Here is a 6,711-nt window from a genome sequence, read left to right as displayed (position 1 = left end):
GCACAGATATTCCACCGCACGATTCTGGTGCTGCAAAAATTGTATGAATGCAACAAACTAAACCGCTTCCTCTGATGTCTCTAGATGATGCAAAGCAAAAAGGATTGTTGGTTTGGCTTGAAGACGAGTACTACCAAACGTACCGCAAAGCAATGAATGACAATGCACTGCTTACGCCAGATAACAACACAGATATCTCGATCGTTTACACGGCAATGCACGGTGTCGGTGCGGACATGGCAGAAACGTTACTTGCAGATGCTGGCTTTGAGAAAGTGGCAAGTGTTTCGGAACAGCGTGAACCAGACGGCACATTCCCTACCGTAAACTTCCCGAACCCGGAAGAAGCGGGCGCAATGGATATGGTGATGGCGCTAGGTAAATCTGTCGATGCTGACATTGCTTGCGCGAACGATCCTGATGCAGACCGTTTTGCTGTGGCTGTAAAACGTCCAGATGGCGAATACCAGATGCTAACGGGTGACCAAGTGGGTTCGTTGTTTGGTGATTACTTACTGCAAGCTCAACCAAACGCACTTGTTGGTAATACCATTGTGTCTTCTCGCCTATTGAGCAGCATTGCTAAAGCACACGGCGCAGAATACTACCAAACGTTAACTGGCTTTAAATGGCTAACCAACGTAGCAATGACTCAAGAGACAGAAGCAAATCCGTTCCTGTTTGCTTACGAAGAAGCACTGGGCTACACCGTAGGGAACAAAGTATGGGATAAAGATGGCTTGTCAGCACTGGTCGCTTTCTCTCAATTGACAGGTAAGCTAAAAGCACAAGGCAAAACGCTTTGGGATAAGTTAGAGGAGTTATACCGCCAACACGGTTTCTACTTTAACGCACAGCGCAGCATAGCTCTTGATCCTAAATCACCACCAATCGGTGACAAGCTTCGCGCAAATCCACCGAAAGAGATCGCCGGTAAGCGTATTGAAGTCATTGAGGATCTAAAGTCATCACTTCGCTTCGTAACCGATGGTCCAACAGAAGCCATCAACTTACCAGCGAGTGACGTACTTATTTACCACCTAGAAGATAAATCACGTGTGATTGTTCGCCCTTCAGGTACGGAGCCTAAGTTGAAGTGTTACTACGAAGTTATCAGCGACTTCCCTGCAGAGATGGATTACGCACAAGCTAACCAAGCAGCGGAAGCGAAGATGAATGCCCTGATCGAAGCACATCAACAAAGTTTGTAATCCAAGCTTGAAGCATCGACTCTGTGACAACAGTAAATAGCAAAAGAGGCGCATCGAGCGCCTCTTTTTTGTTCTATTCAAAACGAATCAAACAATCTGCTTTTGCAAGAAGTGTTTATCGATACCCGCGGCAGGGTAACCCGAATACTGGCCGACTTTTTCAAAGCCCAGTTTCAAGTAAAAGTCGAGCGCTTGGAAGCTATAAGTATCGAGATACAAATGCGTCACCCCGTGTGGCTTCACTTGCTCTTCTAGTAAAGCAATCAGCTTGCTTCCTACCCCCGACGTGCGCGCCTCTGCATCAACCCAAAGGTATTCAACGAACACAGTGTTATTGAACATTTCACCCGTGAGCCCGCCAACAATCTTGCCCTCGTCATTACGGGCAAAACAGCCAATGGCATTTACATCACCATCCGGTAAATGCATGCGGTTATATGCTCGGATGCCATCACGGATAAAATCGAGATCGTTTTGTTCTGGGTTGAGTTTAAATTCAAGTTTCATACTGCCACTCCTTGGAAATCAGAGTGATACTAAAACAAAAAACCAGCGAGTGCTGGCTTTTGTTAAAAAATCTGATTGTTCCTACACACTACATCGCGAAGCTACTGAGCATCCACACCGCAAGGATTACGAACACCAAACCCATTAGCTTACCTTGGTACATGCGGAATTTATCGTTTTCCAGTAACCCTTTGCCTAATGTACCCGCCAGCGCAACCAACAAGATGTTGAATAGCAATCCCAATACGTTTAAAAGCAAACCAAGCGCAAGCATCTGCTCACCCGAGGATGCGGTAATGTTGCTAGATACAAACTGTGGCAAAAACATCACGAAGAACACTAAGGCTTTAGGGTTCAGCAGGTTACTCATCAATGCACGCTGATAGTAAGTCGACGCCATTTTGTTCTTCTGATCTAGCTCTGGTGCAGCTGAAGCGTCCGCTCGTAAGCAGTCCCATCCCATTTTTAGTAAGTACGCGCCACCAAGTAGATGAAGCACTTTTAACGCGATTGGACTCATCGCAATTAAGGTCGATACGCCCATTGCTGCCAGTAAGGTTAAGATTACGCCTGATGTTGCATTGCCTAAACTTGCGAACAAACCGACTTTCTTACCATAACTCATGCTAGAGCTGGCTATTAGCAGCATGTCTGGCCCAGGCAATAGAAGAAGCGCAATAACAGCGGTGAGATAAACAGGAAGTACAGATAAATCGATCATGGTGGAACTAGCTATTCAAAAACAGGCGGCGGATCTTATACCAATGAATAGATAACAACCAGACCAAATACCTTTACCGCAAGATAAAATCAGAAAATACAAAAGGTTTTATGCTCAATTTAAAAACAATTAACCTTTTTGATGTTTATTTTTAATACCGATAGCAATTTTGTACAAAAATAAGCAGGATGTATCCGGTAGACTTCAAAGCAACAAGCCTGACACTTGAGCAAAACAAAAAGAGATGAAAGAAAAGAATAAGGAAATCGCGACTTTTAAAATTGCTCAAGAGCTGGGTGGCTTGGAGCTGCTCGATGCAAAATACGAAAAGCAAAACTTCTCTCGCCATAGTCATGAAGGCTACACCATTGGCGTAATCGAAAAAGGCGCACAACAGTTCTTTCGCACTGGCGGCAACCATATTGCGCCGCAAGACAGCATCATTCTGGTGAATGCAGACGAAGTACATAACGGGCATTCAGCGTCAGAAGGAGCTGGGAATACAAGGCCATGTACCCCGTGCCAGAGCAATTTCAAACACTCGGTGAAGAACTCGGCGCACCCAATGTAGCTCAACCATACTTCACCCAACCCGTTGTTTACGATCCAGAACTCGCGAACCAACTTCGGTTGGTATTCGATACTCTAGAGAAGTCCGATAACCGCTTACTAAGAGAGACACTTGTCTACGGTACGTTAGTCAAACTTGCCAGCAAGCACAGTACACATCGAGCCCCGCTTCAAGACGCAACAAAAGCACAAAGGCAAGTGCAGCTGGTCAAAGAGTTTCTTGAAGACTTTCCTCAAGCCGATGTCTCTTTAGAAGAACTTGCCAAATTGGCGGGCTTGAGCCCTTTTCACCTGTTGCGTGAGTTTCAAAAGCAGTTTGGCTTTCCACCGCACGCATTTCAAATTCAACAAAGACTAAGAATGGCGAAAAAGCTACTCAAGCTAGGGCAAAAGATTTCCGATGTTGCTCAAGAATGCGGTTTTCACGACCAAAGCCATTTGCATCGTCACTTTAAAAAAGCCATGGGTGTAACACCCGGGCAGTACATCAAGCATTGTTAGCAATTTTGTACAAGGCAACATGCTGAGGTCAGCCTACCTTAACAGCATGTTTTTCTATTCAAGTTGAAGTTATGGATACTACTTTGCCAACGCATCAAGACTCAAAGACCTCGCTCTTTTTACAAGGCACCATCGCAATGATGCCACTGAGCATCGCTGTATTGCCTTGGGGTTTACTCGCGGGCTCATTTGCCATTGATACTGGCTTACACCCTTTGGAAGGTCAGGCACTTTCCGCTATTCTGTTTGCAGGCTCCGCACAGCTTGTGACCATGGGGATGATTAAAGCAGGCGCGGGCTTGACTACCATGTTGCTGACAACCTTTTTCATTACATCTCGACATTTTCTTTATAGTGTCTCGATGCGCGGTAAAATTTCGCCTTTGCCATTAAAGTGGCGTCTTTCACTTGGCTTCTTACTCACTGACGAGCTGTTTGCCATCGTCGGGCATCAATCCGATAAACAGTTTGATCGATGGTACGCCCTTGGCGCTGGATTAAGCTTCTACTTATTTTGGAACTTCGCAACGCTAGCAGGCATAGTCGCTGGCAGTTTGATACCTGAATTGAATGAGCTCGGGTTGGAATTTGCCGTTGCTGCAACCTTTATCGCGATTGTGGTGCCAACGATCAAAAGTATGCCCGTGTTGTTTAGTGTGCTGGTGGCGTTAGTCAGCTCAGTGGCGCTGAATTATTTCCAAGTGGAAGGAAGCTTGATGTTCGCGAGTGTTCTCGCCATGTTGACGGGCTATTTTGTGGAACCATTGACGACGAAAGCACCAAACCTTGGGGATACCTCGGAGGAACGCCAATGATCTTTTTATCTATCTTGGCCATGACAGCGTTGGTATTCACTAGCCGTTATCTATTTCTAGAACCAAAATTGCCGCTTAAGTTAGGGGTTAGAACTCAGAAAATCTTGAGCTATGCAAGCCCTGCAGTACTCACTGCTATTTGGGCTCCAATTGTTTTTCTACCAGAGGGTGAACTGAGCGTCAGTTGGCAAAACCCATTTCTATTGGCTGCGCTATTAGCCGCTGTGATTGCATACCTCACTAAGAATGTATTGCTCACCACCATTGTGAGTATGGTGGCGTTTTTACTACTTCGAATTTGGTTGTAGGGAGGTTACTAACCCGCTAACCATTCAATCTCTAACAAGGTGATGTCTCCACACTTCAAACGCCCGAGGAAGACATCGCCTTGATGTACTTCTCCCACGCCTTTTGGTGTGCCTGTCATCACAACATCGCCATCTTCTAGCGTTGTGTAGCTCTTCAGTTCGTCGAGGATTTTCATTGGGGGGGGTAAAGCATCTGTTTAACGTGCCCTTTTTGAACATGAACACAGTTAATCAAAAGCTCTAAGTTGAGATCATCTATATTGACACCTTGGAGGGAACGGAAACGACTGAACACTGCAGCTCCATCAAACGCTTTGGCGCGCTCCCAAGGTAATCCTTTTTCTTTGAGGGTAGATTGTAAACCGCGTTTGGTCAGATCCAGACCGAGTCCAACCGCACTGTATTGACCATCTTTGATCAGAAAGCAGATTTCTGCTTCGTAATGCAAAGGCTCTTGATGGAATGCGATGAGTTTGGTTGAAACAGAAGTCGCAGGTTTATTGAATACCACCATTTGCTCAGGCATGGCATTATCCAGCTCTTTAATGTGCTCAACGTAATTACGCCCAACACAAAGAACTTTGCCGACTTTGACTTTCTTCTCTTCAACCTGAATGACGCTCATTGCTCTTCCCTGCAAAACAAAAAACGCATAATAATCCAACACGTTACGTTGTTGACACTAGTTCTCTTTTCGAGATGTTAAAAACAAGACATTCAGCCCGTTTTGAGAGAGTATAAATTTAATCGGGTTACCCCAATTCTTACAATGGCGATGACCCGTCCTGATATGGGTTGACACTTTTAGTTAAAACGCTCGATGAACTTCATCGGGCGTTTTGTATTTTAGAGCTGTATGTGGTCTCTGTTCATTATAGAGTTTCACAGACTCAGCGACCATTTTCTTAGCTTCATTCAAGTCATTCGGCTTAGTCAGCAAGTACTCCATCTTTAAGATACCATTTACTCTTTCCGCTAGAGCGTTTTGATAGCAGTCGTACCCATCAGTCATAGAGCATGTCACATGATATTTTCTGTGTAATGACTGATATTCTTCAGAGCAGTATTGAATACCTCGATCAGAGTGATGGATAAGCTCTCCCTCATATCGCCGCTTTTTCAAAGCTTTCAGGAACGCACTCTTAACGGCTTGCGTCTTCATATTATCATCGAGATGATACCCAACTATCTTCCTCGAGTAAGCGTCAGTGATTAAGCTGAGATAAGTATTTCCCGCTCGTGTTGCCAAGTAAGTAATATCAGCGACCCACAACTGCTCCGGTTTATTTGGAACCATGCCCTCTTTGATTCGGTTTGGATGGCAGTGGAACCGGTGATGGCTGTTTGTTGTTCGATGATAAGCCCTACGGTTTAAGACCAATAGGCGATGCTGTTTTAGCAATAAAAACAGACTGTCTCGCCCTATATAAATGTTACTCTGACTGAGTAAGTACTTTAGCTTTCGAGTTCCTAATCGAGGATGTCGAATCCTTTGCTCTTTGACGAACCCAATGACAGATTGCTCTTTCTGAGTTCGCTGAAGCTCGAGCGCGCAGCGTTTGTAAAATGCCTGTCGAGTAATCCCGATGAAGTGACAAGCTTTAGTTACTGTGAGCCTTTTGACCGTTTTTTCCTTAATAACTCGGCTTTGTGCTTCTTTGAGATTCGGACACCGAAATCTCTATCCATTACTTTTACGACAGCCTCAAAGAAGTCCGCTTTCAGTTGAGTTTCTTCGAGTTGTTGCTCGAGTTCTTTTATCCGTTGTTCAGGAGTTTGAGTAGAAGGAGAATCAGGCATACCATTACCTACTGTGTTTGGTTTCTCTATTCCTTTAGACCAATTTAGCTGACCGTGCTTACGAAGCCAAACTAAGACAGTAGACCGACCTTGTATCCCATATCGCTCTTGAGCTTGTTTATAGGTCATTTCACCTTTTTCTACTTGGTCAACGACCGTCAATTTAAAAGCAAGAGAATAATCTCGTTGGGTTCGTTTACTTGTTGATTTCATGACACTCTCCAATTTCATGTCGGAAATGTGTCAACCTTATTTAGGACGGTACACGAGTATGAAAA

At 44.8% G+C, this 6,711-nt stretch carries 5 protein-coding genes and 3 pseudogenes; 4 read left to right on the top strand and 4 right to left on the bottom strand.

Annotation, left to right across the window (positions count from 1 at the left end; all coding sequences use genetic code 11):
• Nucleotides 1-1,211: pseudogene (locus tag B853_RS21945) on the top strand (phospho-sugar mutase); the annotation flags it as partial.
• Between the two features lie 87 nt (nucleotides 1,212-1,298).
• On the opposite strand, the gene B853_RS21940 reads toward B853_RS21945, so the two are convergent.
• Nucleotides 1,299-1,718, bottom strand: a complete 420-nt coding sequence (locus B853_RS21940; RefSeq protein WP_038882928.1) for a GNAT family N-acetyltransferase — start codon at nucleotides 1,716-1,718, stop codon at nucleotides 1,299-1,301.
• Nucleotides 1,719-1,806: 88 nt separating this feature from the next.
• The gene (locus tag B853_RS21935) at nucleotides 1,807-2,439 is read right to left on the bottom strand and encodes a LysE family translocator (RefSeq protein ID WP_038882927.1); all 633 of its coding nucleotides are present in this window, start codon (nucleotides 2,437-2,439) and stop codon (nucleotides 1,807-1,809) included.
• A gap of 244 nt (nucleotides 2,440-2,683) precedes the next feature.
• Between B853_RS21935 and B853_RS21930 the strand changes: the two are divergent.
• From B853_RS21930 to B853_RS21920, 3 genes and pseudogenes are all read left to right on the top strand, one after another.
• A pseudogene (locus B853_RS21930) lies at nucleotides 2,684-3,510 on the top strand (AraC family transcriptional regulator).
• A 71-nt stretch (nucleotides 3,511-3,581) separates the two neighbouring features.
• Nucleotides 3,582-4,325, top strand: a complete 744-nt coding sequence (locus tag B853_RS21925; RefSeq protein ID WP_038882925.1) for an AzlC family ABC transporter permease — start codon at nucleotides 3,582-3,584, stop codon at nucleotides 4,323-4,325.
• A complete protein-coding gene (locus B853_RS21920; RefSeq protein ID WP_038882924.1) occupies nucleotides 4,322-4,633 on the top strand; it encodes an AzlD domain-containing protein in 312 nt (103 codons plus the stop codon). The genes B853_RS21925 and B853_RS21920 overlap by 4 nt, the downstream gene beginning before the upstream one ends.
• An 8-nt stretch (nucleotides 4,634-4,641) precedes the next feature.
• Here B853_RS21920 and B853_RS21915 read toward each other — a convergent pair.
• Nucleotides 4,642-5,258 (bottom strand): annotated as a pseudogene (locus B853_RS21915) (fumarylacetoacetate hydrolase family protein).
• A 183-nt stretch (nucleotides 5,259-5,441) separates the two neighbouring features.
• Nucleotides 5,442-6,646, bottom strand: a protein-coding gene (locus tag B853_RS21910; protein ID WP_428843302.1) for an IS3 family transposase whose coding sequence is annotated in 2 segments (ribosomal slippage) — nucleotides 5,442-6,295 and nucleotides 6,295-6,646 — 1,206 coding nt in all. Because the reading frame shifts where the segments join, the coding sequence is not laid out codon by codon here.
• Nucleotides 6,647-6,711 lie beyond the last annotated feature (65 nt).

Origin of the sequence: Vibrio rotiferianus CAIM 577 = LMG 21460 (assembly GCF_002741985.1) — a bacterium.
In the GTDB taxonomy this organism is placed as follows: Bacteria; Pseudomonadota; Gammaproteobacteria; order Enterobacterales; family Vibrionaceae; genus Vibrio; species Vibrio rotiferianus.
This window is presented reverse-complemented; position numbering and strand designations above follow the sequence as displayed.